Here is a 24,927-nt window from a genome sequence, read left to right as displayed (position 1 = left end):
CATGGTTGCGATCGGCGCCATCGTCCTGTTCCTCATCGTGGTCGCCGCGCTGAACTTCTATGAGTTCGGCCGGCTCGACTGACCCCTTGAGCGGAGCGCCCGCGGTTGGCTGAGCGCGGCCGAGGGGCCGCCCTGATCACCGGCGGCGCGCGGCGCATCGGCCGGGCGCTCACGCGGGCCTGCGCCGAAGCCGGCTTCGACGTGGCCATCCACGTCCGCACCATCGACGACGACGCCGAAGCCGCGGCCGCCGACGTGCGCGCCCGCGGCCGCAAGGCGACCCTGCTGCCCTGCGACCTGCGCAAGGAGGCTGTCACCGTGGCCCTGGTGGGCGAGGCCGAGACCGAGCTCGGGCCGGTCACCCTGCTGGTCAACAACGCCTCGGTGTTCGAGGACGACACCTTGGCCTCCATGAACCGCGCCTCGTGGGACGCGCACATGGACACCAACCTGCGCGCCCCGCTGATCCTGGCCCAGGCCTTCGCGCGCCGGCTGCCGGATGATCGCGAGGGCCAGATCGTCAACATCCTCGACCAGCGCGTCTGGCGCCCCGTGCCGGAGTTCTTCAGCTACTCGCTCAGCAAGTCGGCGCTGTGGGAGGCGACGCGCATGCTGGCCCAGGCGCTGGCCCCGCGCATCCGGGTCAACGGCATCGGTCCGGGCCCGACGCTGCAGTCGATCCACCAGGCCCCGGAGGACTTCCAGGCCGAGGTCGACGCCACCCTGCTGCGCCACAGCGTCGATCCCGCCGAGATCGCCGCGGCGCTTCGCTATCTCATTGACGCTCGTTCGGTGACGGGCCAGATGATCGCCGTCGACGCGGGCCAGCACCTGGCGCCGCGGCCGTAGGAGCGCCTCTTCGCTTGTCCGTCATCCCGCTTCCGCACGAGCCCGCGGCGCCTGAACCCGAGGTCCGGGCGGTCATGAGCAAGGTCTTCGTCCGGGGCCTGAGGCTCGACATCGAGATCGGCGCCTACGCCCACGAGCTCGGCCGCACCCAGCCGCTGGTGATCGACGTGGAGCTGGACGCCCCCGTCGCCGGCGCCCAGGGCCTGGGCGACGTGGTCAACTACGAGAAGATCGTGAAGGCCGCCAAGGCGATCGCCGCCGAAGGCCACATCGACCTCGTCGAGACCTTCGCCGAGCGCCTGGCCCGGGCCTGCCTCGCCGATCCCCGCGTGACCGCCGCCCGCGTCCGCGTGGAAAAGCCCCACGCCCTCGCCCCCGACGCGGAAGCCGCCGGCGTCGAGCTGACGCTGGTGAAGGAGTAGGCCTCTCCCCGCTACAGGGAGAGGGTTGGGTGAGGGGCGCGCGGCTGCAAGCCGCGCCCGGCACGAAGCGACGGACGACGGCGCACCCGGAGAGTCCCCCCTCACCCTACCCTCTCCCCCCGCTCCGCAGGGGGGAGAGGTCTGGAGCTGCGTAACATGAACGCGATTTAAAGTGGCGCCCGGGCCAAAAGCGACCACATCAAGGCCATGAGCTTCCAGGAGAGGGCCATGACCGACCACACCCAACTTCCGCCGCCCCCGGCGGCCGGCGCCGCCGACGAGCGCACCCTGCCGATCGTCGCCTACGCGCTCTATCTCGGCGGGATGGTGACGGGCGGCCTCACGCCGATCATCGGCGTCATCATCGCCCACGCCGGGAAGGACAACGCCAGCTGGTTCGTGCGCAGCCACTACCAGTTCCTGATCCGCACCTTCTGGATCACCGTGCTCGGCCTGCTGGTCGGCGGCGCGGCGATGGGCGTCGGCGCCATCCTGTCGATCATCCTGATCGGCATCCCGATCATGGCGCTGGCCGGGCTGTTCCTGGCCCTGGTCGGCATCTGGTTCGTGGTGCGCTCGGTCGTCGGCCTGGTCTACGCCGTGCAGAACCAGCCCTACCCCAAGCCCGAGACCTGGCTGCTGTGAGAAACAAGACCTCTCCCTCCGCGTGCGGAGGGGGAGGTCTACATTACGCGGGCTCCAGCTCGCGCCGCACGAGGCGGGCGTAGTCGTCCATCAGCGACAGCGAGAGGGTCCCCGGCTTGAAGCGGAACTCGCCGATCTCCGAGACCGGCGTCACCTCGGCCGCGGTGCCCACCACGAAGCACTCGGAGAAGGTCGACAACTCCTCCGGCTTGATGTGGCGCTCGACGACCTCGATCCCCTTCTGCCTGGCGAGCGCGATCACCGACTGGCGGGTGATGCCGTTCAGGAAGCAGTCGGGGGTGGGGGTGTGCAGCACTCCGTCCTTGACGAAGAAGACGTTCGAGCCGGTGCTCTCGGCGATGTAGCCGCGGTAGTCGAGCATCATCGCGTCGGTGTAGCCGTCCTTCTCCGCCGCGTGCTTGGAGATGGTGCAGATCATGTAGAGGCCGGTGGCCTTGGCGTGGACCGGCTCGGTCTCCGGCGAGGGCCGCTTGTACTTGGCCCAGGTCAGCCGGATGCCCTTGGCCTTCTCTTCCGGCGAGAAGTAGCTGGGCCAGTCCCACACCGCGACGGCGACGTGGACGGTGGTGTTCTGGGCCGACACGCCGATCATCTCCGAACCGCGCCAGGCGATCGGCCGGATGTAGGCGTCGGTGAGGCCGTTCTTCGCGCAGGCGTCGATGCAGGCGCGGTCGATCTCCTCGACGGTATAGGGGATCTCGAAGTCCAGCTGCCGGGCCGAGAAGAACAGCCGCTCGGTGTGCTCGCGCAGCTTGTAGATCTCGCCGCCGTACATCCGCTCGCCCTCGAACACGGCCGAGGCGTAGTGCAGGCCGTGGGTCAGTACGTGCACCTTCGCCTCGCGCCAGGGCACGAACTGGCCGTCCAGCCAGATCCAACCGTCGCGATCGTCGAAGGGAACCATAGACATGAGGGGGAAGCCTCCTTTCAGCGAGGTTCACTTACAGCCTGGAGCGGCGCTGGCAAAGGAATAGGCGCGCCGCGCCCAACCGCCGCAACCGTCGCGGGCCGCGCGCAATCGGGCTATCTAAGCGGTTCATGAGCCTGGCCGAAGTCGATCGCAAAGCCCGCCGCCACCTGATCGTCGTGGACGACGACGACCGCATCCGCGAGCTGCTCAAGCAGTACCTGGCGCGCGAGGGCTATCGGGTGACCACCGCCTCTGGCGGGGCGGCGGCCCGCAAGCTGATGGAGACCCTGGACTTCGACCTGGCCGTCTTCGACGTGATGATGCCGGGCGAGGACGGATTCTCCCTCACCCGCTGGCTGCGCGAGCGCAGCGGGCCGGCGGGCCGCACGCCCGTGCTGATGCTGACCGCCCGGGGCCTGCCCGAGGACCGCATCGAGGGGCTGAAGCTTGGCGCCGACGACTACCTGCCCAAGCCGTTCGAGCCGGAGGAGCTGCTGCTCCGCATCCACGCCATCCTGCGCCGCTCGGGCGACCGGCCGGCGCCGCGGGGCCCCCTGTCGCTCGGCCGCTGCCAATTCGACCTCGCCCGCAGCGAACTGACTTGCGATGGAGAGCTCGTCCGTCTGACCGAGGGCGAGCAGCAGCTGCTGCGCACCCTGGCCCGCTCGCCGCACGAGCCGGTGGACCGGCTGGAGTTGGCCAGGGACACCGTCGATCCCTCCGGCCGGGCCGTGGACGTGCAGGTCACCCGCCTTCGCCGCAAGATCGAGGCCGATCCCAAGACGCCGCGCTACCTGCAGACGGTGCGCGGGGTCGGCTACATGCTGGCGCCGGACTGATGCGCTCGCGCCTGACCGCCCGGATCCTGGCCCGCTGGATCAAGCGGCGGCTGCCCACCAGCCTGTTCGGCCGCTCGCTGCTGATCATCATCCTGCCGGTGGCGCTGATGCAGGTGGCCGTCACCTTCGTCTTCTTCGACGCCCACTGGAACACGGTGACCAGCCGCCTCTCCGAGGGCCTGGCCGGCGACATCGCCTGGGCGGTGGAGAGCTACCAGGACGATCCCAGCCCCGCCGCCTTCGCCCGCCTCTCCACGCGCGCCGAGGAGTCCCTCTCCCTCTCCATCGCCCTGCAGCCAGGCCGCACCCTGCCCGAGCGGCGGCGGCACGCGCTGTTCGCGGTCCTGGACCGGTCGATCGAACGGGCCCTGTCGGAGCGGCTCGACGCCCCCTTCTGGTTCGACACCACCCGCTACCCGGCCTACGTCGACATCCGGGTGCAGGTGGACGAGGGCGTGCTGCGCATCCTGGCGCCGAGGGATCGCGCCTACGCCACCCAGGGCCACATCTTCCTGCTCTGGATGATCGTCGCGACCATCCTGCTGACCGCGATCGCCATCCTGTTCATCCGCAATCAGGTGCGGGCCATCGAGCGGCTGGCCGACGCCGCCGACGCCTTTGGGCGGGGGGCCGACGAGGTGGCCTTCAAGCCGCACGGCGCGCGCGAGGTGCGCAAGGCGGCCCACGCCTTCCTGGCCATGAAGAGCCGCATCCAGCGGCACATCGACCAGCGCACGGCCCTCCTGGCCTCGGTCAGCCACGACCTGCGCACGCCGCTCACCCGGCTGAAGCTCGAGCTGGCTCTGGCCGAGCCCAACAGCCGCACGGCCGAGATGAAGCGCGACCTGGCCGAGATGGAGCACATGATCGACGAGTACCTCGCCTTCGCCCGCGGCGAGGGCGGCGAGGCGGTCGAGACCGTGCAGCTGCGCACCCTGATCGACGAGGTCAGCGAAGGCGCCGTCCGGGCCGGCGCCCAGGTCCGCGTCGCCGCCGACCCCGGCCTCACCGCCGAGGTGCGGCCCAGCGCGCTGAAGCGCGCCCTCTCCAACCTGGTCATGAACGCCGCCGTCCACGGCGAGCACGTGGAGGTCGCCGCCCGCCACCGTCCGGCCGGCGGCGTCGAGATCGTGGTGGACGACGACGGTCCGGGCATCCCGCCGGACCGCTACGAGGAGGCCTTCAAGGCCTTCTCCCGCCTCGACGAGGCCCGGAACCAGAACGAGAAGGGGGTCGGCCTGGGCCTGGCCATCGCGCGCGACGTCGCCCGCGGCCACGGCGGCGACGTGGAGCTGGGCCCCTCGCCGCTGGGGGGCCTCCGGGCCGTGGTGCGGCTGCCGGGATGAGCCGAGTTCGAGGAACTAGGCCCCCAGCTCCTTCGACCGCCGCGTCGCCGCCACCACCGCCTCGCGCAGCAGCGGCCCCAATCCGCCCTCGCCCGTCAGCACCTCCAGCGCCGCCGCGGTCGTGCCCCCCGGCGAGGTCACCTGTTTGCGCAGCTCGGCCGGATCGGCGCCCGTCTCGGCGAGCAGCGCCGCAGCGCCGGTGAGCGTCGCCCGGGCCAGCTTCCGCGACTCCTCAGGCCCCAACCCCACCGCCTCGCCCGCCGCCTCCAGCGCCTCGACGAAGGCGTAGAGGTAGGCGGGCGACGAGCCCGACACCGCCGTCGCCGCATGCATCAGCCGCTCGTCGGCCAAATCGACCACCGCGCCCAGGGGCTCGAACAGCGCGTGCGCCCGGGCGAACGCCTCGGGATCGGCGGAGAAGATGCTGGCGGTGCAGCGGGCGATGGCCGCCGCCGTGGTCGGCATAACCCGCGCCACCGGCCGCTTGCCGAACTCGACGGAGAGGTCCGCGGTGGCCACGCCCGCGGCCACCGAGACGATCACCGCATTGGAGGCCAGCCACGGCGTCACCTCGGCAGCGGCCTCGCGCCAGATCTGCGGCTTGACCGCCATCAGCACGGTCTTGGCCCGCGCCAGATCCCCGTCCTCGGGGTTGAGCCAGGCGCCGCCCCGCGCGGCGTCCTCCGCGGCCGGGCTCGGCTGCGGGTCGCGGATCATCAGGTCGGCAGGAGAAAAGGCGCCCGTGCGCCGCCAGCCCTCGATCAGCGCGCCGCCGAGCCGGCCGGCGCCCAGCATCAGGATAGGGGTGGTCATGAAGGTCCGCTCCGCGAATTCGCGCGGACCGTAGAAGATCATGCGGCGGCGGGCGAGTGGGGCCGAGGCGCGAGGGCTAATGCCCACCGTCATCCCGGCCGCAAGCCCGCAACAGCGGGCTGGAGAGCCGGGACCCAGCAACACCGGGCGCGGGGCCTGGGTCCCGGATCGGCCTAGCAGGCCGTCCGGGATGACGAGGATTGTTCGTAGAAGCGGCCGTCACCGCCGAACGGATATGCTCAGGCCTCGCCCATCGTCTCGAACATGCAGGCGGCCATGGCTTCGGCGGGGGAGCGGGCGCCGCGGACCATGAAGTCGAAGGCGGGGTAGAAGCGATCGGCGGCCTCGACGGCGACGTCGATCATGCCCGCGGCCTGGGCCAGCGAGGGCTGCTCGCCGGTCATCAGGGTCATGGCGTGGCGGAAGACGATCTCGCCGTCGTCCCACACCTCGAAGTGGCCCATCCACAGGCGCTGGTTGATGATCGAGATCAGCTCGAAATATTCGGCGCGGCGGGCCGGGTCGGCCTTCAGGTCCACCGATAGGCACAGCTGCAGGCAGTCGGCCTCCGGCCGCCAGGCGAACCACAACTCATAGTCCTTCCAGTCGCCGGTCAGGCAGAAGGCGAGGTCGCCGTCTTCCGTGCGGTCGAACTGCAGGTTCTCGGCGGAGAGCACATGCTCGACCACGTCGAGCGGATCCGGACCGATGAGGATGTCTTCGTCGGGGCGCTGGGTGTCCATGAGACCCTGGGTCCTTTCAGGCCGGCGCGAGCAAAGGGATGGCTCCCGAATCGCCGTCCGAAGTTGAGACTAGTCTGGTTCGCAAGCCGCCCGTCAGGGCCTTCGCGTCGCGGGCGAGCCGTAAGCTGTGAATTAGTCCTGCGCGGCGCCCTGGCCCTTCAGGGCCGCCAGTTCGGCGCGCAGCGCGGCGATCTCGGCCTTGAGGGCGTCGAACTCGTCGCGGCGCACGAGGTCGAGCTCGGCGGCCATCCGGTCGGCCTGGGCGCGGAACGCGGCCTTGGCCTCCTCGCTGGCGGCCTGGGCCATGCCCATCGCGGCCGTGGTCAGCTTGGCCATCTCGTCGAGGAAGGGGTTCTGGGTCTGCATCTCGTCACTCTGGCGGGGCGTGGGGCCGCCTCGCATGTTCCTATATGGGACGGAAGGGTAGGAATGCGAAGGGCTTTGCGTCTAAACCGGCGCAAAGCGTGGGCGAGGAGACGCAGGCCATTGCCGTTCCCTGAGATCGATCCCGTCATCTTCCAGATCCCGGGCTTTTCCCTGGGCGACCTGCAGATCGGGCCCTTCCCGATCCGCTGGTACGCGCTGGCCTATGTGGCCGGCATCCTGCTGGGCTGGCGCTACGTGGTGACGATCGTGCGCAACCCCAGGCTCTGGGAGCGCCGGGGCCCGCCCGCCACCGACATCCAGATCGACGACCTGGTGCTGTGGATCACCCTCGGGATCATCGTCGGCGGCCGGCTGGGCCACGTCTTCTTCTACACGCCGGACATCATCTTCACCGACCCGATGGAGATCGTCCGCGTCTGGAACGGGGGCATGAGCTTCCACGGCGGCGTGCTGGGCGTCACCGTGGCGATGATCGCCTTCTCGCTGCGCGCCAAGGTCGACCTCTACCGGCTGGCCGACCTGGTGGCCGCCGCCCAGCCGATCGGCCAGTTCTTCGGACGCATCGCCAACTTCATCAACGGCGAACTCTGGGGCCGGCCGACCGAACTCCCGTGGGGCATGATCTTCCCGAACGACCCGGAGGGCGTGCCGCGGCACCCGAGCCAGCTCTATGCGGCCGCGCTGGAGGGCGTGCTGGTGTTCCTGATCGTCCGCTGGGCGACGCACGGCCCCCACAAGCTGCTGAACCGGCGGGGCGTGGTCGCCGGCATCTTCCTGGTCAGCTACGGCCTTGTGCGGATCGCCGTCGAGACGGTGCGCGAACCCGACGCCTACATGCCGGAGATGCCGCTGGGCCTGACCATGGGCATGATCCTCTCCATGCCGATGCTGCTGGTCGGCGCCTGGCTGATCTGGCGCGGCCTGAAGGAGCCGGTTCCCGCCGAACCCGCGGCGAGCCCCGCCCCCTCCGCCGCCTCATGAGCCTGGCGCAGCGGCTGGCGGCGCAGATCCGGGCGGGCGGTCCGATGACCATCGCCCAATACATGACCGCCTGCCTGCACGACCCGCAGGACGGCTACTACGCCACGCGCCCGGCGCTGGGCGCCGACGGCGACTTCATCACCGCGCCCCTGGTCAGCCAGATGTTCGGCGAGCTGGTCGGCGCCTGGCTGGTGGCGTGCTGGGAGCGGCTCGGCCGCCCCGCGCCGTTCCGGCTGGTGGAGATGGGCCCCGGCGACGGGACGCTGATGAGCGACATCCTGCGGCTCGCCCGCCTCGCGCCCGAGTTCGCCGCCGCGGCGGACCTGTGGCTGGTGGAAGTCTCCGCGCCGCTTCGCGAGGCCCAGGCGCGCCGCCTGGAAGGCGCGGCCGTTGTCCCCAAGTGGGCGGGCGCGCTGGCCGACGTGCCGGGCGGCGCGCCGCTGCTGCTCGTGGCCAACGAGCTCCTCGATTGCCTGCCGGCGCGGCAGTACGTGATGACGCCGCAGGGCTGGGCCGAGCGGCTGGTCGGCCTGGACGCCGACGGCCGCCTCGCGTTCGGCCTGACGCCGTCGCCCGGCGCGGGACCCGAGGCGGCCCCGGAGGGCGCCATCTTCGAGCGCTCCCTCGCCCAGGAGGCCCTCGGAGCCGAGATCGGCGAGCGCATCGCCCGGGACGGCGGCGTGGGGTTGCTGATCGACTATGGCCGCGACCGGCCGGAGTTCGGCGATACGCTGCAGGCGCTGAAGCGGCACCGGAAGCAGCCCGCCCTCGCCTGCCCCGGAGGCGCGGACCTGACGGTGCACGCCGACTTCCCCGCCGTGCTGGCGGCGGCGCGGCAGGCGGGCTCTGCGGCCCACGTCCTCACCCAGGGCGAGTTTCTGCGCCGCCTGGGGCTGGACCATCGCGCCGCCGCGCTGGCCAGGTCCCGTCCCGACCGGGCGGACGAGATCGCCCGCCAGCGCGACCGGCTCGCCTCGCCCGAAGGCATGGGCGAGCTCTTCAAGGCCGCCGCCATCGCCTCGCCCGGCTGGGCGGTTCCCGCGTTCCAGGAGGCGGCATGACCCTCTCCCCCATCACCTCGCCGCTGCTGAACCTGCCGGGCGTCCGCCACGCCTTCTTCACCCGCCAGGGCGGGGTCTCGAAAGGGATCTACGAGAGCCTCAACGTCGGCCTGGGCTCGTCCGACGATCCGGCGGACGTGGCCGAGAACCGCCGGCGCGCCGCCGAGCACTTCGCCCTGCCGTCCGAGGCGCTCTCCACCTGCTACCAGATCCATTCCGCCAACGCCCTGATCGCCGAGCACGCGTTCGGCGACATGCGGCCCGAGGGCGATGCGGTCGTGACCCGCGCCAGGGGCGTGATCTGCGGCGCGCTGGCCGCCGACTGCGCGCCGATCCTGATGGCCGACCCGCAGGCCGGCGTGGTGGCGGCCGCCCACGCCGGCTGGCGCGGCGCCCTGGCCGGAATCGCCGAGGCGGCGGTCGCGCGGATGGTCGAGCTTGGGGCTGAACCGGGGCGGATCGTCGCAGCCGTCGGCCCCTGCATCGGCCCGGCCTCCTACGAGGTCGGTCTGGACTTCCTGACCAGCTTCACCGCCAAGGACGCCGGCTACGAGGTCTTCTTCCGTCCCGGCGCGGGCCCCGACAAGCGGCTCTTCGACCTGCCAAGCTTCGTGCTCTCGCGGCTGCGCGCCGCCGGCGTGACGACCTGCGCCTGGACCGGCCACGACACCGTGCCGGACGAGGAGCGGTTCTTCTCCAACCGCCGGGCCTTCAAGCGCGGGGAGCCCGACTTCGGCCGGCTGCTGTCGGCGATTGCGCTGACCTGAGGCTTGCTCCCGCCCGCGCGCCTGCTACAAGCCCGCGCGAACGGCGACGACGACGGGGGCCCGATGAAGCTGCTGGCCGGCAATTCCAACCCACAGCTCGCCCAGTCCGTGGCCGACCATCTCGACCTTCCGCTCACGCGGGCCCAGGTGAAGCGGTTCCCGGACAACGAGGTCTGGGTGACCATCGACGAGAACGTCCGCGGCGAGGACGTCTTCGTTCTCCAGTCGACCAGCTACCCGGCCAACGACAACCTCATGGAGCTGCTGATCTGCATCGACGCGCTGAAGCGCGCGTCGGCCAAGCGGATCACCGCCGTGCTGCCCTACTTCGGCTACGCCCGGCAGGACCGGAAGACCGGCGGCCGCACCCCGATCTCGGCCAAGCTGGTGTCCAACCTGATCACCCGCGCCGGCGCCGACCGGGTGCTGACGATGGATCTGCACTCCGGCCAGATCCAGGGCTTCTTCGACATCCCCACCGACAACCTGCTGGCCGCCCCGCTGCTGGCCGAGGACATCAAGCGCCACTACGAAAAGCCGTCCGACCTGCTGATCGTCTCGCCGGACGTGGGCGGGGTGGTCCGCGCCCTGGCGCTGGCCAGCCGGCTGAACGCCGACCTGGCGATCGTCGACAAGCGCCGTTCGGGGCCCGGCAAGAGCGAGGTCGCCAACATCATCGGCGACGTGTCCGGCCGGCGGCTGATCATGTTCGACGACATCGTCGATTCGGCCGGCACCCTGTGCAGCGCCGCCAAGTCGCTGATCGACGCCGGCGCCGTGGAGGTCTCGGCCTACGTCACCCACGGGGTGCTGTCGGGCGCGGCCGTGCAGCGGGTGCGCGATTCGGTCCTGAAGGAGCTGGTGATCACCGACTCCATCGACGCCGCCGACCGGGCGGTCGACGGCAAGATCCGGGTGGTGAGCTGCGCGCCCCTGATCGGCGAGGCTATCCGCCGCATCGCCAACGAAGAGTCGGTTTCCAAGCTGTTCGACTAGTCCAATCCCGCTACAGTGGCCGGGCTGTTGATCCGGCCAGAAGGGCCGGGTTGGTGAACATGCGTTAACGATGCCGAGACACAATCTCGCCAGCACGCACGCCTACTCAACTCCCTCTTGTACTCGGGGAAGGCCCCTCATGACGCTTACGCCCAAGGTTCGCGCGGCGATCGCCGGCGCCGCGGTCGCCCTCACTGCGCTCCTGGCCGGATGCGCCTCCGAGCCGCCGCCCCCGCCGCCGCCGCCCCCGCCGCCGCCGGTCTCGCTGGCGCCCCAGCTGATCGAGCAGGCCAGCGCCTACCGCCTCTACATGCAGCGCGCCACGGCCATTTCGGCCAGCTTCGCCGACGGGCTGCAGGTGCAGCAGGCGCTGAAGGTCGGCTCGGCCTACGAGCCGCAGCAGCTGCTGAAGGGCGCCATGGCCTATGGCGCGATCGCCGCCCTGCAGGACCAGGCCTTCGTCTCCGGCGTGCGCACCCACGCGGCCGACGCCCAGCGGCGGACCGAGGTGGCCTATGCGATCATGAAGGATCCGACCTACGTCCTGTCGATGCCCGGCGCGAACAGCGCCGCGGGCCTAGTCGTGGCCGCCCTGGGCGGCGAGGGCCGCCAGCTCTACGCCACCGGCAAGGCCGTGAAGATGGCCGCCTACGACGTCCAGCGCAGCGCCTGGTCCAAGGCCGAGGTGCCGAACCGTCCGGCCCGGCTGGCCGAGATGAAGAACCTTTCGATCACGCCGCTGGCCGGGGATGCGGCCGAGACGCTGCGCCTGCAGCAGGCCGCCGTCGGCGCCGCCCCGATCGCCCTGACGGCCGAGCCCGCCAGCCCGCCCTACAGCCCGGTGGTGGTGCGCAGCCTGGCCGTCGCCGCCCTGGCCGCGCTCGGCTACGGCAGCGAGGAGTACCTCAGCCACGCCAACGCCATCCTGGCCGACCCGGGCTCCAGCTCCTGCCTGTCGATGTCCAAGCTCAACCTCTACCAGTGCCTGGCCGTCTCCAAGCCGCACTACGAGGATGTCTTCTGCCTGGGACAGCACGCGCTGATGGACACCGGCCGCTGCCTGGTGCGCGGGGCGGGCGCGGCCGAGCCGGTCGACGTCAACACCCAGCCGCTGAAGATCGCCGGCCAGCTGCCCTCCCCCGCCCAGCCGGCGGTGGTCGCCTCGCAGGCGTCGACGGCTCCGTAACAGCTTGATCACATGAGGCGCGGCGCCCGTTGCAACGGGCGCAGCCCTCGTGTATCTAGCCGCACCTTTCGAGCCCCAAGGGGCCCGGACCAACGCCGCGCGGCTCTTGCGCGGCGGTTTCGTTTTGAGGCGAGGCCATGGCCGAGATCGTATTGAACGTTGAAGTGCGCGAACGCACGGGAACCGGCGGCGCGCGCGCCGCGCGCCGCGACGGCAAGGTGCCGGGCGTGCTCTATGGCGGCGACAAGCAGCCGGTGCCCATCGCCGTCCGCGCGAACGAGTTCCGCAAGGCGCTCTACACCGGCAAGCTGCTCGGCCACCTGGTGACCCTGAAGCACGGCGGTGAGACGCAGTCGGTCATCGCCAAGGACGTGCAGATGCACCCGGTCACCGACGAGCCGTGGCACTTCGACCTCTACCGGGTCGACGCGCACCAGCAGATCAAGATCGCCGTGCCGGTGCACTTCAAGAACGCCGACGAGGCCCCCGGCATCAAGCGCGGCGGCACCCTCAACGTCGTGCGTCACGACGTCGAGCTGCTCTGCCCGGCCGACCGCATCCCCGAAGAGCTGGTCTTCGACCTGACCGGCCTGGAGATCGGCGACACCATCCGCATCTCGGCCTTCCAGCTGCCGGAAGGCGTCTCCACCACCATGGACCGTGACTTCGTGGTCGCCACCGTCACCGGCGCGAGCGCCGCGGTGGAGGAAGAGACCGCCGAAGGCGCCGAAGGCGAAGCGGCCGAAGGCTCGGAAGACTAAGCCTTAAGCCGCCTTCCTCCGGGGGGCGACATGCTGATCCTCGCAGGGCTGGGCAATCCCGGCCCGCGGTACGCCGGCAACCGGCACAACATCGGCTTCCGGGCGGTCGACGAGATCGCCCGGCGCTGGCGTTTCGGCGCCGAGCGCCAGCGCTTCCAGAGCCTGGCCTGCGAAGGCGTCATCGAGACGCCGCAGGGCCCGGTGCGCACGCTGATCCTGAAGCCGCAGACCTACTACAACGAGAGCGGCCGCGCGGTCGGCGAGGCGCTGAAGTTCTTCAAGCTGCAGCCCAAGGACCTCGTCGTCTTCTACGACGAGATCGACCTCGCCCCCGGCCGCTTCCGGATGAAGACCGGCGGCGGGGCGGCGGGGAACAACGGCGTGCGCTCCATCGCCGCCCAGGTCGGCCAGGATTTCCGCCGGGCCCGCCTGGGCACCGGCCACCCCGGGCACAAGGAGCTGGTCCACGGCCACGTGCTGTCGGACTTCCACAAGGTCGAGCTGCCCTGGGTCGAGGACCTGTGCCGCGCCTGCGCCGACGCCGCCCCCCTGCTGGCCATGGGCGAGGACGAGAAGTACCAGGCCGAGGTCATGCGCCTGGCCCCCGCCGACAAGGCCGACCCGCGCAAGGCCGCCCGCGGGGATTGACGAGCCGTCCAGGCTTGGCTGCAAATGCCTGCCGTCGGTTGCGTGGGGGAAGGCATGCCGCTTCTGATTGGGCTGTCGCTGGTGATGTCCATCGCCCTGGCGGTGCACGTGGTGCGCACCGGCCAGCCCTCCTACTGGCTCTGGATCGTGCTGGCGTTCCAGCCGCTAGGCGGGGTGGTCTACGCGCTCGCCGTGCTGCTGCCGGACGTCATGCGCGGCCCAGCGGCCCGAGAGCTTGAGCGGGCGGCGCGGGCCAAGCTCGATCCCACGCGCGAATACCGGCTGGCCAAGGCGGCCGCCGAGGATGCGCCCACCGTCGCCAACCAGGCCCGCCTGGCCGCCGCCGCCGCGGGCCTGGGCCAGCACGACGAGGCCGAGCGGCTGTACCGCGAGGCCGCGCAGGGAATTCACGAGGACGACCCGGCCCTGCTGCTCGGGCGCGCCAACGCGCTCATCGAGCTGCAGCGCTATGACGAAGCCCTCGCGGTCCTGGAGAAGCTGGGCGAGGACGCCGAGCGCGGCCGCACGCCGGCCGCCGCCTTGGCGCTCGCCCGGGCGCACGAGGGCCTGGGGCGTATCCGCGAGGCGGACAGCGCCTACAGCTGGGCCGCCCAGCGGCTGGCCGGCTTCGAGGCGCTCGGCCGCTACGCCGCCTTCATGGCCCGCAGCGGCCGCACGGCCGAAGCAAAAGAGGCGATCGCCGAGCTCGACAAGCGCCTCTCCAAGACCCACCGCCAGTTCCGCAAGGAAGGCCGCTTCTGGCGCGACCTGGCCGCTGCGGAACTGGGCGGCTAGAGCCGGCTCGCCCCCTTCCCCAGCCCCGCTTTGCGGGCGAGGAAGGGTGACAGGCGACAATCACCGCGCCGTCGGCTAAACCCCCGCGCAATCCATTCATCTGAGGACGGCATGGCTCTGAAAGTCGCCATCGTCGGCCTGCCGAACGTCGGCAAGTCGACCCTTTTCAATGCGCTCACCCAGACCGCCGCGGCGCAGGCGGCCAACTATCCCTTCTGCACCATCGAGCCGAACGTCGGCGACGTGGCGGTGCCCGAGCCGCGCCTTGAGGCGCTGGCCAAGGTGGCGGGCTCGAAGGAGATCATCCCGGCCCGGATCAACTTCGTGGACGTGGCGGGCCTCGTCCGCGGCGCCTCCAAGGGCGAGGGCCTGGGCAACCAGTTCCTGGCCAACATCCGCGACTGCGACGCCGTCGCCTTCGTCGCCCGCTGCTTCGAGGACGACGACATCACTCACGTCGAGGGCCGGGTCGATCCCATCTCCGACCTGGAGATCATCGAGACCGAGCTGATGCTGGCCGACCTCGAGAGCCTCGAGAAGCGGGTGACCAACCTCGATAAGCGCGCCAAGGCCGGCGACAAGGAGAGCGCCAACACCCTGCGTCTGGTGAACCTGGCGCTCGCCGAGCTCAACCAGGGCCGCCCGGCGCGGATGGCCAAGGTCGGGCTGGAGGACGAGAAGGCCTGGCGCATGCTGCAGCTGCTGACCTCCAAGCCGGCCCTCTACGTCTGCAACGTCGACGAGGGCTCGGCCGCCACCGGCAACGCCCTTTCCGAAAAGGTCGCCGAGCGGGCGGCCCGGGACCACGCCAATTCGGTGGTGATCTCGGCCAAGATCGAGAGCGAGATCGCCCAGCTGGATCCGGCCGAGCGCGGCGAGTTCCTCGAGACCCTGGGCCTTGAGGAGCCGGGCCTGAACCGGATGATCCGCGAGGCCTACAAGCTGCTCGGCCTGCAGACCTACTTCACCGCCGGGCCGAAGGAGGCCCGCGCCTGGACCATCCCCGTGGGCGCCACCGCCCCGCAGGCGGCCGGCGTCATCCACACCGATTTCGAGAAGGGCTTCATCCGGGCCGAGACGATCGCCTACGATGACTACGTCCGGCTGGGCGGCGAAACCGGCGCCCGCGACGCCGGCAAGATGCGTTCGGAAGGCAAGGAGTATGTCGTCCGCGACGGCGACGTGATGAACTTCCGGTTCAACGTCTGACGCGCATCCAGCCAAGGTGGACGCCGGTTTGGCCCCGGGATGCGCGTCTACTAAAGATGGACGGGCCTGTTCATCCCGGTCGGCTGGCTGACCGGGACAGGCTGCAGGGAGAGGCGCGATGGGCGAGACGATCAAGCTGACGAGCCCGGCGGACGGGTTCGAGTTCTCCGCCTATCACGAGCCGTCGTTCACCCCGCGCAAGGGCGGGGTGATCGTCATCCAGGAGATCTTCGGGATCGACCAGTACGTCCGCGCCGACGTCGCCCGCTGGGCCAAGGCCGGCTACGAGGCGATCGCGCCGGCCCTGTTCGACCGCCGCCAGCACGACTTCGTGGCCCCGCACGATGCGGACGGCATCGCCGCTGGGATCGCCCACGCGCGGGCCACGCCCATGGAACAGGCGCTGGCCGACATCGAGGCCTGCCGCGACTTCCTCGCGCCCCGCGGCAAGGTCTGCGTGGTCGGCTACTGTTACGGCGGATCGCTCGCCTGGATCGCCGCGGCCCGGCTGGGCGGCCTGGCCGCCGCGGCCAGCTACTACGGCAGCATGGTCAAGGCCAACGCCCACCTGAAACCCAGGTGCCCGACCATCGTCCACCTGGGGCGGACCGATCCCGGCATCCCCGCCGACGAGGTGGAGGCGGCGGTGAAGGAGTCCAACCCCGACGTGCCGGTCTACATCTACGAAGGCGCCGGCCACGGCTTCAACAACGAGAGCCCCGAGCGCTACTCGGCCGAAGCGGCCGACCTGGCCCGCCAGCGGACCCGGCATCTGTTCGACGCGGCGGTCTGAGCGATGGGCGAGATGATCCGCCTGACCAGCGGCTTCGACGGGTTCGAGCTGGACGCCTATCGCGCCCCCGTCTCCGACGCCCGCCGGGGCGGCCTGGTGCTGATCCAGGAGATCTTCGGCGTCACCGACCACATCAAGGAGCTGGCCGACGGCTTCGCCGCCGACGGCTACGAGGTGATCGCGCCCTCGTTCTACGACCGGCTCGAGCGCGGCTTTGCGGCCGGCTACGACCAGGAGGGCGTCCAGAAGGGCGTCCGCTATTCGCAGGAGACGCCCTGGGACCAGGTGGCGGGCGACATCCAGGCGGCGATCGAGGCCCTGAAGCCGCCGGTCTTCGTCACCGGCTTCTGCTGGGGCGGGGCGGCGACCTGGCTGGCCGCCTGCCGATGCGAGGGGCTCTCGGCCGCGGCCTGCTACTACGGCCGGCGGATCTCCGAGCTGGTGGACGAGACGCCCCGCTGCCCGACCATCCTGCACTTCGGCAAGACCGACGCCTCCATTCCGATGGAGAAGGTGGAGGAGATCCGCCAGAAGCACCCGGACCTGCCGGTCTACCTCTACGACGCGGGCCACGGCTTCGTCTCCGACCGGCGCAGCGACTACCACCCTGACTCGGCAAGGCTCGCCCGCCTGCGGACGCTTCAGCTCTTCACGATGAACGGCGGGGGGCGCGGCGAAGGGGCTTAGCGCGAGCGCCCCTTCCCCTAGCGCTCCTCGATCACCTCGCGCACGTCGGGCCGCCGCTCGAGGCTGCGGACCAGCATCGCCTGGGCGGCGAGGATGCCGATGCCGGCGGCGTAGGCGGCGAACACGCCGGCGAACTTCAGCTCCGCATCGTTGGCGGCCAGCTGCGAGTAGACGAAGGCGGCCGCGCCCACCAGCAGGCCGATGCCGATCAGCACCGACGAGGCCGTCTGGCCGAACCCGGCCTTGAAGCTCATCCAGACGTACTTCGTCAGACCCCGCCGCAGCGCCGGAATGGCCAGCGGCACCAGCAGCGACAGGATCAGGAAGGGCGCGGGCCACAGCAGCGTGCCCTGGGCCACCAGGCTGGTGGGGCTGGGAAGGGTGCGGAAGGCGTGCAGCACCGCGCCGGTGTAGATCAGGCAGGCGGCCAGCACCGTCAGGTCCTGCATCCGCTTGAAGTTACGCCAGGCGGGAGTGAACACCATGCTCCCCAAGTTAGGGGTTCGCGACGGCGGTCGTAAGGCTGTTTCGGGCTAGGCGCCCTTCACATGGCCGTTGGCGCCCTAGTGCCCGCCGAAGGCGATGAGGCTGGTGACCGGCAGGCCCTCGGCGCGCAGGCGCTCGGCCCCGCCCAGGTCCGGCAGGTCGATGACGAAGGCGGCGGCCACCACCTCGGCTCCCGCGCCGCGCAGCAGCGACAGGCCCGCCAGCGCCGTGCCGCCGGTGGCGATCAGGTCGTCCACCAGCAGCACCCGCTCGCCGCTCTGGCAGGCGTCCAGATGCATCTCGATGGCGTCGGTCCCGTACTCGAGGGCGTAGTCGGCGCTGACCGTCTTGTGGGGCAGCTTGCCCTTCTTGCGCAGGGGCACGAACCCGGCGCCCAGCTGGTGCGCCACCGCGCCGCCGAGGATGAAGCCACGGGCCTCGATGCCGGCCACCTTGTCGATCCGCCCATCCCGGAAGGGCGCCGAAAGCGCATCGACGCTGCGCGCGAAGCCCACCGGGTCTGCAAGCAGGGTGGTGATGTCCCGGAACATGATCCCGGGCTTCGGATGGTCGGGGATGGTGCGGATGAGCGCGGCCAGGTCCAAGGGCGGAATCCCTCCAGGCGAGAGGCCCTGCTTATCGCCGAGGGCCGGCGGCTTGGCTATGCTCAAGCGTCTCCGGCATGGGAATCACGTGAGAGCCTGGGTCTTCGCCACGGCCGCCGCCGTTCTCGCCTCCAGCCCCGCCCGGGCCGGCGAGATCGACTGCTGGTTCGAGGAAGGCGCCCTGGTGGTCCCGGCCGTGGTGGCGGGCGCGGCCGGGGACTACATCCTCGACACCGGCGCGCCGCGCACCCTGCTGCACGAGACCCGCGCCCAGGCGGAGGGGTTCGAGGCGACCCAGCTGACCGGCGAGGTGCGGGTCGCGGGGCTCGCCCTCCCCGCCCGGTCAATCGCCGTGGAGAGCCTGGATGCGCGCACCTTCGCCCATCCGACGCCGATCGCCGGCGTGATCGGGGCCGACGTGCTCTCCGGCTTCGTGGTGGACGTGAGCTACAGCCCCTGCCGGGTCGGCCTATACCGGCCCGGCCGGGCCCCGCCGATGCGCGGCGGACTGACGATGCCCATGGGCCGCTTCGGCGCCCTGCCCCTCGCCGAAGGCTCGATGACCGACGGGCGCACCGGCGCCCGGGGCCCGTGGATCGTGGCGGTGAGTCAGGCGCTCCCGGCGCGCCTCAACGAGGCGGTGGCCTCCGCGCCGGGCGCGGCCAAGCCGGAGGAGCTCTATCCCGGCGGCGTCTGGACGGCCGAGCTGGCGGGCCTCGCCTTGGCGGGCCAGGCGGCGCCGGGCGCCCGGGTCGGGCTCCTGCGCCAAGCCGAGGCCGACGGCGCGCTGGGGGCGATCGGCTCGCCCGTGCTGTCGCGGTGGACGATCCGGTTCGACTTCCCGGCCGGGCGCCTGATCCTCAAAGAACAAGGCCCGCCGCCTCTCGGCGACGGGCCTCGCTAGCTCGGGTTCGCGACGCGCCTAGTGGGCGACGTTGCGCCAGATCCGGCGGTAGCTGGCGTAGACCAGGCCGGCCAGGATCAGCAGGTAGATCATCGCCGCCAGGCCGAACTGCTTGCGCTCGACCATCTTGGGCTCGGCGGCCCAGGTCATGAACGCGACCACGTCCTTGGCCTGCTGCTCGATGGTGGCCTTGGTGCCGTCGTCGTAGGTGACGCCGTCCGGCCGCAGCGGCGGCGGCATGGCGATGAAGCCGCCGACGGGCACGTGGTGGGCGTCGCCGCTCCAGAAGGCCGCCAGGTCGCCGGACATGTACGGGTTGTAGTACTGGCCGGGGCTGACGTTCAGGCCGGCCGGCGGGTCTGCATAGCCGGTCAGGATCGAGTAGACGTACTGCGGCCCGTGGTGGCGGGCCTTGATCAGCACCGACAGGTCCGGCGGCAGGGCGCCGCCGTTGCCGGCCCGGGCCGCCGCCTCATTGGGGTACGGGTTCGGGAACCGGTCCGCCGAGGTGCCGGGACGCTGGATCACGTCGCCGGTCTCGGAGTCGATGTCGTTGACCTGGTACTCGGCCGCGATCGCCCGGACGTACGGGTTGTCGTTCGGATTGGGCCGGTCAGGGTCGTAGAACGGCCCGTGCTTCTGCCCCAGGTTCCGGAAGCTCAGCAGGTTCATGCCGTGGCACGAGGCGCAGACCTCCCGGTAGACCTTGTAGCCGCGTTGCAGCTGGGCCTGGTCGAACTGGCCGAACGGCCCCTCGAACCCGAACTCCACGTGCTTGGGCGCCTTGGCGCCGCCGGCGGCGAGCGCAGGCCCCGCCGAGATGGCGAACCCAAGCGCCGCGAGTGCGATGACTTTGCGCAGCATCTTCGGGCTCAACCTCTCATCTCGGGGGCCGCGGCCGCGCCCGCAGGCGCGGCGGCCGGATGCGACAATACGGGTGCTGAGATCGATTCCGGCACCGGCAGCGGGGTCTCGGTGAGGCCCAGCACCGGCAGGACGATCAGGAAGTAGGCGAAGTAGTAGGCCGTGGCCACGCGCGACAGCCAGACGTAGCTGTTGAGGTCCGAGTCCCCGAGGATGAAGGTCGTCAGGTTCGGGATCACCGGATCGTCCGGCAGCTTAGCGCCGCACCAGCCCAGCACGAGGCAGGCGATGAAGAACAGCAGGAAGTACCACCGCGCGGTCGGCCGGTAGCGCATGGAGCGCACCTTCGAGGTGTCCAGCCAAGGCAGGATGAACAGCACGCCGATAGCGCCGAACATCAGCAGCACGCCGCCGAGCTTGTCCGGGACCGCCCGCAGGATCGCGTAGAACGGCAGGAAGTACCATTCGGGCACGATGTGCGCCGGGGTCACCAGCGGGTTGGCCGGGATGTAGTTGTCCGGGTGGCCCAGCAGGTTCGGCCCGTAGAACACGAAGCCGGCGAACATGATGAAGAACAGCACGATCGCGAAGCCGTCCTTCACCGTATAGTACGGGTGGAAGGGCACGGTGTCGGCGGCGCTCTTCACGTTGACGCCGGTCGGGTTGTTGTTGCCCGGCACGTGCAGCGCCCAGATGTGCAGCGCCACCAGGCCGGCGATCACGAACGGCAGCAGGTAGTGCAGCGAGAAGAAGCGGTTCAGCGTCGGATTGTCGACCGCGAAGCCGCCCCACAGCCAGGTGGTGATCGCCTCGCCGACGACCGGCAGGGCGCCCAGCAGGTTGGTGATCACGACGGCGCCGTGGAAGCTCATCTGACCCCAGGGCAGGACGTAGCCGAGGAAGGCCGTGGCCATCATCGCCAGGTAGATCAGGCAGCCGATGATCCAGAGGATCTCCCGCGGCGCCTTGTAGGAGCCGTAGTAGAGGTTCCGGAAGATGTGGATGTAGACGGCCACGAAGAACATCGAGGCGCCGTTGGCGTGCATGTAGCGGATCAGCCAGCCGTAGTTCACGTCGCGCATGATCCGCTCGACGGAATTGAAGGCGTGGTCGACGTGCGGCACGTAGTGCATGGCCAGCACGATGCCGGTGGCCAGCTGCACGACCAGCATGGTCGCCAGGATGCCGCCGAAGGTCCACCAGTAGTTCAGGTTCTTCGGGGTCGGGAAGGCGACCGCGGTCTCGTAGGCGAAGCGCGCGATCGGGAGCCGCAGGTCGAGCCAGCGCTCGAAGCCGGTCTTCGGCTCGTAGGTGGGATGATGTCCAGCCATCGTTAGCCCACCCTGACCGAGGTGTCCGAGAGGAAGGTGTATTCGGGAACCTCGAGGTTCCGCGGCGCGGGACCCTTACGGATCCGGCCCGAGGTGTCGTAGTGCGAGCCGTGGCAGGGGCAGAACCAGCCGCCGTACTCGCCGCCGCCGAACGTCGGCACGCAGCCCAAGTGGGTGCAGGTGCCGATCAGCACCATCCACTGGGCCTTGCCGTCCTTGACGCGGTCGGCGTCGGCCTGCGGGTCCGGCATGTTCGCGTTGTCGTCGGCGCGCGCCTTGGCGATCTCGGCCTCGGTGCGGTTGCGCACGAACAGCGGCTTGCCGCGCCACTTCAGCACCACCTGTTGGCCAGGCGGCACCTTGGTGAGGTCGAACTCGATCGAGGCCAGGGCCAGCACGTCGCCGGACGGGTTCATCTGGTCGATGAACGGCCAGCCGATGCCGACCACGGCCCCCACCGTGGCGGCGCCCGCCGCGATGTGAATGAAGTCGCGACGGTTCGGGTCGTCCGCCGCGTGTGGGTGGGATGTCGAGCCCACGACGGTGTCAGCCACCTTCAAGCTACCCTTCATCTAAGAGCCGCGGGTGCGGCCCCTCTCTCCGACCCCTGAGGTTCAGGGGCGCTGCTGCTCGACCCCGCCAGAACCTCTGGGCTAGGGTGTCGCCGAAACCGCCGGTCCGAAGGATTTATCGCAGGCCAAGCGCCCCGCGATGCCGCGGGGGCGGTCCCCGTGATTCGTCCCTCAATAGCCCCGGTCTATTCCGTGGCGGACCGCTTAGAATGCGTTTGGCCCTTTTTCAACCGGACATTCCGCAAAACCTGGGCGCCGCCATGCGCTTGACCGCCTGCCTGGGGGTCCCGCTGGAGGTGATCGAGCCCTGCGGCTTCCCCCTCTCCGACCCCGCCCTGCGCCGCGCGGCCCTTGACTACGGCGGCCTGGGAGAGGTGACACGGCGCCGCAGTTGGACGGATTTCCAGGCCGCGTCCGAGCGCGCCGAGGGCCGTCTGGTGCTTTTCACCACGAGAGGCGCCCTGCCCTTCCACGAATTCGCGTTCCAGGCGGGCGATACGCTGCTGTTCGGCCGCGAGAGCGCCGGCGCGCCGGAGGAGGTGCACCAGGCGGCCGAGGCGCGGCTCTTCATCCCCCTGGTTCCGGCCGCCCGTTCGCTGAACGTGGTCACCGCCGCGGCCATGGCGCTCGCCGAGGCGCTGCGGCAGACGGGGGGATATCCGCCCGCCCCACCTTCAACCGCTCATCCCGGCGAATGCCGGGACCCAGATCCCAAGCGCAATAGCGGCTGATCCGCCCGCAGCGTTATTGGACCCCACATCTGAGCCCGTCATCTGGGTCCCGGCATTCGCCGGGATGAGCGGGGGTGGGGAAGCCAGCACCGCCGTTGCGTACCGCCCCGGGATTTCCTAAGCCCGACCCATCATGACCGACGCCGCCACCCTGGAAGACTGGAACACCCGCGCGAGGGCCTGGTTCGACGCCCTGCGGGACCGCATCTGCGCCGAGTTCGAGCGCCTCGAGGACGAGGCCCCCGCCGAGCTCTACCCGGGAGAGCCGGGCCGCTTCGAGCTGAAGCCCTGGGTGCGCGCGGCCGGCGGCGGCGGGGTGATGGGCTTCATGCGCGGCGGCCGGTTCTTCGAGAAGGCCGGCGTCCACATCTCCCTGGTGCACGGGACCTTCACGCCGGAGATGGCGGCGACCATGCCGGGCGCCGACAAGGACCCGCGCTTCACCGCCACCGGCATCAGCCTGATCGCCCACATGCGCAGCCCCCGGGTGCCGGCGGTGCACATGAACACCCGCTTCCTGGCCACCACCCAGAGCTGGTTCGGCGGCGGCGCCGACCTGACGCCGACCATCGACGTCCAGCGCGATCCCAAGGCCGAGGACGCCCAGGCCTTCCACGCGGCGATGAAGGCCGCCTGCGACCGCTTCGATCCGGAGTGGTACCCGAAGTACAAGGCCCGCTGCGACGAGTACTTCTTCCTGCCCCACCGCAACGAGCCGCGGGGGATCGGCGGCATCTTCTACGACCACCACAACTCGGGCGACTGGGAGCGCGACTTCGCCTTCACGCAAGCCGTGGGGGAGGCCTTCCTCGACGTCTACCCGCGCATCGCCCGCCACCGGATGCACGAGCCCTGGACCGAGGCCGACCGCCAGGAGCAGCTGGTGCGCCGCGGCCGCTACGTGGAGTTCAACCTGCTCTACGATCGCGGGACCATGTTCGGCCTGAAGACCGGCGGCAACATCGAGTCCATCCTCTCGTCCATGCCGCCCCTGGTCGCCTGGCCCTAGGCGCGGCGGGGCTGTTCGCAGCCTCGAGAATCAGGCTGGTGGAACCCTCGCCGCTGGAGGGTTCGTGACCGCGCTCGTCGATCTGCTGGAAGACTGCCAGCCCGCCGACCTCGACCGGGTCATCCCGATCGTGCAGCGGCTGCACGCCTGGCTGGGCGAGACGGCGTACGACGGCTGCGACAAGCAAGGGTTCGCGGGCCGCACGCTCGCCCTTGCACAGGACGCTCGCTTCGACGCCGACGCGCGCCTCACCCTGGCCGGCGACGTGCTGGACCTGACGGCCGCCTGCGGCCTGCCGATCTGCGATGCGGACTACGCCGCGCTCGGCGCGATGGTCCGCGCCGCCCTGGGCGAGGCCGCGGCGCACATCCGTCACCGCGGCGAGGCGGCCGACGGGCGGGTGATGCGTCGGCACACGGTCCTGCCGGGCGCCCTCGTCTCGCCGACCGACGCGCCGACCCGTGACGTCGTCGAATACCTCGCCGCCCTCGCGGGCGACGCCGCCAACGAGCTGATCGACGTCTGGGTGCGGGGCGACGTCTCGGCGGACCTCGGCGGCTACATCGCCGAACGGCTGGGGCCGGCGCTGGAGCGGGTGCGCTTCTTCGCCATCGACCGGCAGCCCGACTACCTGGCCCTGCTGATGCAGCAGGGACCGCGGACCAGCCACGTCTGGCGCGAGAGCCCGCTGGCGGCGGACATCAGCCTGCTGGCCCTGATCGGCCCGACGCTGATGGTCGTCGGGGAAGACGTCCCGCCCCTGCAGCACGCCGACGTCTACTGGTCCTGCCGAGAGCCGGCTCACATCGAAGCGGTGTGGCGCCGCAGAGGCGCGCCCGAGACCTTCGTCGCCAACTACGTCCAGACCCAGGCGATCCCGCACCGCAGCCCGCCGGCCGGGCCGCCGCGCAGCCGGGAAGAGCTGGGTCTGGCGCCCGACGACCTCGTCCTGGCCACCGTCGGCCCGCGCCTGGGCGCCGAGTTCGATCAGGCCTTCGTCGACGGCCTGGGAGCCTTCCTGCTGGCCGATCCGCGCCGGCGGTGGCTGGTGGCCGGCCCGATGCCCGACTTCTGGATTTCCGCCTTCGGCCAGGTGCTGGGCCGCCAGTTCGTCCACGCGCCGCTGGACGTGGACCTGCCCGGCCTGCTGGCCCTCGCGGACCTGTTCGCCAATCCGTTCCGGGCCGGCGGCGGCAGCTTCGCCTTAGTGGCCATCGAGGCGGGGGCCGTCGTGCTGACGTGCGACGAGGGCGACGTCGCCGGCTTCGTTCCCGAGGCCCACCGCGCCGGCGACGCCGACGCCTACTTCGGCCGGCTGGAGGAGCTCGCCGCAGACGCTTCGCTCCGCCAGGCCTGGGCCGCCGAGCAGCGCGCGCTGGCGGGCCGGCGGCTGGATGCGTCCCGGTTCGCGGCCGAACTCAAGGACCTGGTCGCCCTCGCCTACAAGCGCTACCGCGCCCGCCTCCCCGCCACCCTCGAAGAGATCCTCGCCCTGCGCCCGCCCGGCGTCGGGTCGCTCCGCGGCCGGGCCTGACGGCCCCGCAGTCAGCCGCGGGGGCCCTCCGC

The 24,927-nt window shown here is 70.9% G+C and carries 29 protein-coding genes; 20 read left to right on the top strand and 9 right to left on the bottom strand.

The window, feature by feature from the left end; genetic code table 11:
• Positions 1-105: 105 nt before the first annotated feature.
• The 3 genes from ACFSC0_RS12045 (at position 106) to ACFSC0_RS12035 (ending at position 1,916) form a co-directional block, all read left to right on the top strand.
• Entirely contained in the window at positions 106-849 is a 744-nt protein-coding gene (locus ACFSC0_RS12045; RefSeq protein ID WP_377283916.1) for an SDR family oxidoreductase, read from the top strand.
• A 74-nt stretch (positions 850-923) separates the two neighbouring features.
• The gene (gene folB, locus ACFSC0_RS12040) at positions 924-1,271 is read left to right on the top strand and encodes a dihydroneopterin aldolase (RefSeq protein ID WP_377355148.1); all 348 of its coding nucleotides are present in this window, start codon (positions 924-926) and stop codon (positions 1,269-1,271) included.
• A 228-nt stretch (positions 1,272-1,499) separates the two neighbouring features.
• Entirely contained in the window at positions 1,500-1,916 is a 417-nt protein-coding gene (locus ACFSC0_RS12035; RefSeq protein ID WP_377283918.1) for a DUF4870 family protein, read from the top strand.
• 43 nt (positions 1,917-1,959) lie between these two features.
• Here ACFSC0_RS12035 and ACFSC0_RS12030 read toward each other — a convergent pair whose 3' ends face one another.
• Positions 1,960-2,847 (bottom strand): branched-chain amino acid aminotransferase, encoded by an 888-nt coding sequence (locus ACFSC0_RS12030; protein WP_377283919.1) that lies wholly within the window; start codon positions 2,845-2,847, stop codon positions 1,960-1,962.
• A 128-nt stretch (positions 2,848-2,975) separates the two neighbouring features.
• On the opposite strand from ACFSC0_RS12030, the gene ACFSC0_RS12025 reads away from it, so the two are divergent.
• Positions 2,976-3,686 (top strand): response regulator, encoded by a 711-nt coding sequence (locus ACFSC0_RS12025; protein ID WP_377283920.1) that lies wholly within the window; start codon positions 2,976-2,978, stop codon positions 3,684-3,686.
• Positions 3,686-5,032, top strand: coding sequence for an ATP-binding protein (locus tag ACFSC0_RS12020; protein WP_377283921.1), 1,347 nt, complete (start codon positions 3,686-3,688; stop codon positions 5,030-5,032). Before ACFSC0_RS12025 ends, ACFSC0_RS12020 begins: the two co-directional genes overlap by 1 nt.
• 15 nt (positions 5,033-5,047) lie before the next feature.
• Here ACFSC0_RS12020 and proC read toward each other — a convergent pair whose 3' ends face one another.
• From proC to ACFSC0_RS12005, 3 genes are all read right to left on the bottom strand, one after another.
• Entirely contained in the window at positions 5,048-5,845 is a 798-nt protein-coding gene (gene proC / locus ACFSC0_RS12015) for a pyrroline-5-carboxylate reductase (protein WP_377283922.1), read from the bottom strand.
• Positions 5,846-6,084: 239 nt separating this feature from the next.
• The gene (locus tag ACFSC0_RS12010) at positions 6,085-6,588 is read right to left on the bottom strand and encodes a type III secretion system chaperone family protein (RefSeq protein WP_377283923.1); all 504 of its coding nucleotides are present in this window, start codon (positions 6,586-6,588) and stop codon (positions 6,085-6,087) included.
• 132 nt (positions 6,589-6,720) lie between these two features.
• The gene (locus ACFSC0_RS12005) at positions 6,721-6,954 is read right to left on the bottom strand and encodes an accessory factor UbiK family protein (protein ID WP_377283924.1); all 234 of its coding nucleotides are present in this window, start codon (positions 6,952-6,954) and stop codon (positions 6,721-6,723) included.
• A 120-nt stretch (positions 6,955-7,074) separates the two neighbouring features.
• On the opposite strand from ACFSC0_RS12005, the gene lgt reads away from it, so the two are divergent.
• The 11 genes from lgt (at position 7,075) to ACFSC0_RS11950 (ending at position 16,859) form a co-directional block, all read left to right on the top strand.
• Complete coding sequence (gene lgt, locus ACFSC0_RS12000; protein WP_377283925.1) at positions 7,075-7,956, top strand: prolipoprotein diacylglyceryl transferase; 882 nt, start codon at positions 7,075-7,077, stop codon at positions 7,954-7,956.
• A complete protein-coding gene (locus ACFSC0_RS11995; RefSeq protein WP_377283926.1) occupies positions 7,953-9,017 on the top strand; it encodes a class I SAM-dependent methyltransferase in 1,065 nt (354 codons plus the stop codon). The genes lgt and ACFSC0_RS11995 overlap by 4 nt, the downstream gene beginning before the upstream one ends.
• Positions 9,014-9,784, top strand: a complete 771-nt coding sequence (gene pgeF, locus ACFSC0_RS11990; RefSeq protein WP_377283927.1) for a peptidoglycan editing factor PgeF — start codon at positions 9,014-9,016, stop codon at positions 9,782-9,784. Before ACFSC0_RS11995 ends, pgeF begins: the two co-directional genes overlap by 4 nt.
• A gap of 63 nt (positions 9,785-9,847) precedes the next feature.
• Complete coding sequence (locus ACFSC0_RS11985; RefSeq protein WP_377283928.1) at positions 9,848-10,780, top strand: ribose-phosphate pyrophosphokinase; 933 nt, start codon at positions 9,848-9,850, stop codon at positions 10,778-10,780.
• Between the two features lie 139 nt (positions 10,781-10,919).
• The gene (locus tag ACFSC0_RS11980) at positions 10,920-11,966 is read left to right on the top strand and encodes a hypothetical protein (RefSeq protein ID WP_377283929.1); all 1,047 of its coding nucleotides are present in this window, start codon (positions 10,920-10,922) and stop codon (positions 11,964-11,966) included.
• Positions 11,967-12,103: 137 nt separating this feature from the next.
• Entirely contained in the window at positions 12,104-12,727 is a 624-nt protein-coding gene (locus tag ACFSC0_RS11975) for a 50S ribosomal protein L25/general stress protein Ctc (RefSeq protein WP_377283930.1), read from the top strand.
• Positions 12,728-12,757: 30 nt separating this feature from the next.
• A complete protein-coding gene (gene pth, locus ACFSC0_RS11970) occupies positions 12,758-13,375 on the top strand; it encodes an aminoacyl-tRNA hydrolase (protein WP_377283931.1) in 618 nt (205 codons plus the stop codon).
• Between the two features lie 54 nt (positions 13,376-13,429).
• A complete protein-coding gene (locus ACFSC0_RS11965) occupies positions 13,430-14,170 on the top strand; it encodes a tetratricopeptide repeat protein (RefSeq protein WP_377283932.1) in 741 nt (246 codons plus the stop codon).
• Between the two features lie 111 nt (positions 14,171-14,281).
• Positions 14,282-15,379, top strand: coding sequence for a redox-regulated ATPase YchF (gene ychF, locus ACFSC0_RS11960; protein WP_377283933.1), 1,098 nt, complete (start codon positions 14,282-14,284; stop codon positions 15,377-15,379).
• Between the two features lie 118 nt (positions 15,380-15,497).
• The gene (locus ACFSC0_RS11955) at positions 15,498-16,172 is read left to right on the top strand and encodes a dienelactone hydrolase family protein (protein ID WP_377283934.1); all 675 of its coding nucleotides are present in this window, start codon (positions 15,498-15,500) and stop codon (positions 16,170-16,172) included.
• 3 nt (positions 16,173-16,175) lie between these two features.
• On the top strand, positions 16,176-16,859 hold the full coding sequence (locus ACFSC0_RS11950; protein ID WP_377283935.1) for a dienelactone hydrolase family protein: 684 nt from the start codon (positions 16,176-16,178) through the stop codon (positions 16,857-16,859).
• A gap of 17 nt (positions 16,860-16,876) precedes the next feature.
• On the opposite strand, the gene ACFSC0_RS11945 is transcribed toward ACFSC0_RS11950, so the two are convergent.
• Together ACFSC0_RS11945 and ACFSC0_RS11940 are read right to left on the bottom strand one after the other, a co-directional pair.
• Positions 16,877-17,344: a hypothetical protein gene (locus tag ACFSC0_RS11945; RefSeq protein ID WP_377283936.1), complete on the bottom strand. Its 468-nt coding sequence runs from the start codon at positions 17,342-17,344 to the stop codon at positions 16,877-16,879.
• Positions 17,345-17,422: 78 nt separating this feature from the next.
• Positions 17,423-17,950, bottom strand: coding sequence for an adenine phosphoribosyltransferase (locus ACFSC0_RS11940; protein ID WP_377283937.1), 528 nt, complete (start codon positions 17,948-17,950; stop codon positions 17,423-17,425).
• Positions 17,951-18,038: 88 nt separating this feature from the next.
• Here ACFSC0_RS11940 and ACFSC0_RS11935 point away from each other — a divergent pair, with 88 nt between their 5' ends.
• Complete coding sequence (locus tag ACFSC0_RS11935; protein ID WP_377283938.1) at positions 18,039-18,854, top strand: pepsin/retropepsin-like aspartic protease family protein; 816 nt, start codon at positions 18,039-18,041, stop codon at positions 18,852-18,854.
• A gap of 18 nt (positions 18,855-18,872) precedes the next feature.
• Here the strand turns inward: ACFSC0_RS11935 and ACFSC0_RS11930 are convergent, their stop codons facing one another.
• Genes ACFSC0_RS11930 through petA form a run of 3 tightly spaced genes read right to left on the bottom strand, consistent with a single transcriptional unit; the run spans position 18,873 to position 21,603 of the window.
• On the bottom strand, positions 18,873-19,718 hold the full coding sequence (locus ACFSC0_RS11930; protein WP_377283939.1) for a cytochrome c1: 846 nt from the start codon (positions 19,716-19,718) through the stop codon (positions 18,873-18,875).
• Between the two features lie 8 nt (positions 19,719-19,726).
• Positions 19,727-21,049: a cytochrome b gene (locus ACFSC0_RS11925; RefSeq protein WP_377283940.1), complete on the bottom strand. Its 1,323-nt coding sequence runs from the start codon at positions 21,047-21,049 to the stop codon at positions 19,727-19,729.
• Positions 21,050-21,051: 2 nt separating this feature from the next.
• The gene (gene petA / locus ACFSC0_RS11920) at positions 21,052-21,603 is read right to left on the bottom strand and encodes a ubiquinol-cytochrome c reductase iron-sulfur subunit (RefSeq protein WP_377283941.1); all 552 of its coding nucleotides are present in this window, start codon (positions 21,601-21,603) and stop codon (positions 21,052-21,054) included.
• Between the two features lie 227 nt (positions 21,604-21,830).
• Between petA and ACFSC0_RS11915 the strand changes: the two genes are divergently transcribed.
• The 3 genes from ACFSC0_RS11915 (at position 21,831) to ACFSC0_RS11905 (ending at position 24,895) form a co-directional block, all read left to right on the top strand.
• Complete coding sequence (locus ACFSC0_RS11915; RefSeq protein ID WP_377283942.1) at positions 21,831-22,352, top strand: tRNA (cytidine(34)-2'-O)-methyltransferase; 522 nt, start codon at positions 21,831-21,833, stop codon at positions 22,350-22,352.
• Between the two features lie 133 nt (positions 22,353-22,485).
• A complete protein-coding gene (gene hemF, locus ACFSC0_RS11910) occupies positions 22,486-23,361 on the top strand; it encodes an oxygen-dependent coproporphyrinogen oxidase (protein WP_377283943.1) in 876 nt (291 codons plus the stop codon).
• Between the two features lie 64 nt (positions 23,362-23,425).
• Positions 23,426-24,895, top strand: a complete 1,470-nt coding sequence (locus tag ACFSC0_RS11905; RefSeq protein WP_377283944.1) for a glycosyltransferase — start codon at positions 23,426-23,428, stop codon at positions 24,893-24,895.
• The last annotated feature ends 32 nt before the right edge of the window (positions 24,896-24,927 follow it).

Origin of the sequence: Phenylobacterium terrae, assembly GCF_042681205.1 — a bacterium.
GTDB classification, from domain to species: domain Bacteria; phylum Pseudomonadota; class Alphaproteobacteria; order Caulobacterales; family Caulobacteraceae; genus Phenylobacterium; species Phenylobacterium terrae.
The sequence above is the reverse complement of the archived record's forward strand: the minus strand, read 5'-3'. Positions and strand labels throughout refer to the sequence as shown.

Coding starts and splice junctions, on each gene's coding strand:
- folB (WP_377355148.1), top strand. CDS start 924: ATGAGCAAGGTCTTCGTCCGGGGCCTGAGGCTCGACATCGAGATCGGC.
- ACFSC0_RS12035 (WP_377283918.1), top strand. CDS start 1,500: ATGACCGACCACACCCAACTTCCGCCGCCCCCGGCGGCCGGCGCCGCC.
- ACFSC0_RS12030 (WP_377283919.1), bottom strand. CDS start 2,847: ATGTCTATGGTTCCCTTCGACGATCGCGACGGTTGGATCTGGCTGGAC.
- ACFSC0_RS12025 (WP_377283920.1), top strand. CDS start 2,976: ATGAGCCTGGCCGAAGTCGATCGCAAAGCCCGCCGCCACCTGATCGTC.
- ACFSC0_RS12020 (WP_377283921.1), top strand. CDS start 3,686: ATGCGCTCGCGCCTGACCGCCCGGATCCTGGCCCGCTGGATCAAGCGG.
- proC (WP_377283922.1), bottom strand. CDS start 5,845: ATGACCACCCCTATCCTGATGCTGGGCGCCGGCCGGCTCGGCGGCGCG.
- ACFSC0_RS12010 (WP_377283923.1), bottom strand. CDS start 6,588: ATGGACACCCAGCGCCCCGACGAAGACATCCTCATCGGTCCGGATCCG.
- ACFSC0_RS12005 (WP_377283924.1), bottom strand. CDS start 6,954: ATGCAGACCCAGAACCCCTTCCTCGACGAGATGGCCAAGCTGACCACG.
- ACFSC0_RS11995 (WP_377283926.1), top strand. CDS start 7,953: ATGAGCCTGGCGCAGCGGCTGGCGGCGCAGATCCGGGCGGGCGGTCCG.
- pgeF (WP_377283927.1), top strand. CDS start 9,014: ATGACCCTCTCCCCCATCACCTCGCCGCTGCTGAACCTGCCGGGCGTC.
- ACFSC0_RS11985 (WP_377283928.1), top strand. CDS start 9,848: ATGAAGCTGCTGGCCGGCAATTCCAACCCACAGCTCGCCCAGTCCGTG.
- ACFSC0_RS11980 (WP_377283929.1), top strand. CDS start 10,920: ATGACGCTTACGCCCAAGGTTCGCGCGGCGATCGCCGGCGCCGCGGTC.
- ACFSC0_RS11975 (WP_377283930.1), top strand. CDS start 12,104: ATGGCCGAGATCGTATTGAACGTTGAAGTGCGCGAACGCACGGGAACC.
- pth (WP_377283931.1), top strand. CDS start 12,758: ATGCTGATCCTCGCAGGGCTGGGCAATCCCGGCCCGCGGTACGCCGGC.
- ACFSC0_RS11965 (WP_377283932.1), top strand. CDS start 13,430: ATGCCGCTTCTGATTGGGCTGTCGCTGGTGATGTCCATCGCCCTGGCG.
- ychF (WP_377283933.1), top strand. CDS start 14,282: ATGGCTCTGAAAGTCGCCATCGTCGGCCTGCCGAACGTCGGCAAGTCG.
- ACFSC0_RS11955 (WP_377283934.1), top strand. CDS start 15,498: ATGGGCGAGACGATCAAGCTGACGAGCCCGGCGGACGGGTTCGAGTTC.
- ACFSC0_RS11950 (WP_377283935.1), top strand. CDS start 16,176: ATGGGCGAGATGATCCGCCTGACCAGCGGCTTCGACGGGTTCGAGCTG.
- ACFSC0_RS11945 (WP_377283936.1), bottom strand. CDS start 17,344: ATGGTGTTCACTCCCGCCTGGCGTAACTTCAAGCGGATGCAGGACCTG.
- ACFSC0_RS11930 (WP_377283939.1), bottom strand. CDS start 19,718: ATGCTGCGCAAAGTCATCGCACTCGCGGCGCTTGGGTTCGCCATCTCG.
- ACFSC0_RS11925 (WP_377283940.1), bottom strand. CDS start 21,049: ATGGCTGGACATCATCCCACCTACGAGCCGAAGACCGGCTTCGAGCGC.
- ACFSC0_RS11915 (WP_377283942.1), top strand. CDS start 21,831: ATGCGTTTGGCCCTTTTTCAACCGGACATTCCGCAAAACCTGGGCGCC.
- hemF (WP_377283943.1), top strand. CDS start 22,486: ATGACCGACGCCGCCACCCTGGAAGACTGGAACACCCGCGCGAGGGCC.